We start from the raw sequence: 452 nt of genomic DNA, 5'->3' as shown, positions 1-452 counted from the left end.
ACCGATGAACTGAGACAGAACATCATTATTGTATTAAACCAAGGTAATCACGATTTAAACCCAAATAACATTGAGAAAATCATCGAGAACTTTAATGGAAGAGACATCCAATTCATGTCAGATGATAATCTCAAAGAGGAAATCAAACAGTGCCTTGATAAACTAGAGCGAGATAACAGCGCGCACAATATTGAATTAAACGAGTCACACACTTCTCATCAAGAGAGCGAATTAGACACCCTCAACTATAATGAGAAAAAAGAAAACGACAGCCAATCACTTGAACACTTTGAGCCGAAAGAATATACACCTCAGCAAGAGATGGACTTTAACCATACGGAGAAAGAAAGTGATTGGGAGGACAGAGAAATCGACAGAGATTTAGAACGATAAAAAAGGGTAGCCAGTGGCTACCCTTTTTTTTCGCCTGAAAGATAGGCATCCACTTTTTT

General features: G+C 38.1%; 1 protein-coding gene. It reads left to right on the top strand.

Annotation, left to right across the window (positions count from 1 at the left end; genetic code table 11):
- Positions 1-393: hypothetical protein (locus OH459_RS28175; RefSeq protein ID WP_269989912.1), on the top strand; the 393-nt coding region annotated here is incomplete at its 5' end.
- Positions 394-452: the final 59 nt, after the last annotated feature.

Source organism: Vibrio sp. MM46 (assembly GCF_027587135.1).
Taxonomy (GTDB): Bacteria; Pseudomonadota; Gammaproteobacteria; order Enterobacterales; family Vibrionaceae; genus Vibrio; species Vibrio harveyi.
The sequence above is the reverse complement of the archived record's forward strand: the minus strand, read 5'-3'. Positions and strand labels throughout refer to the sequence as shown.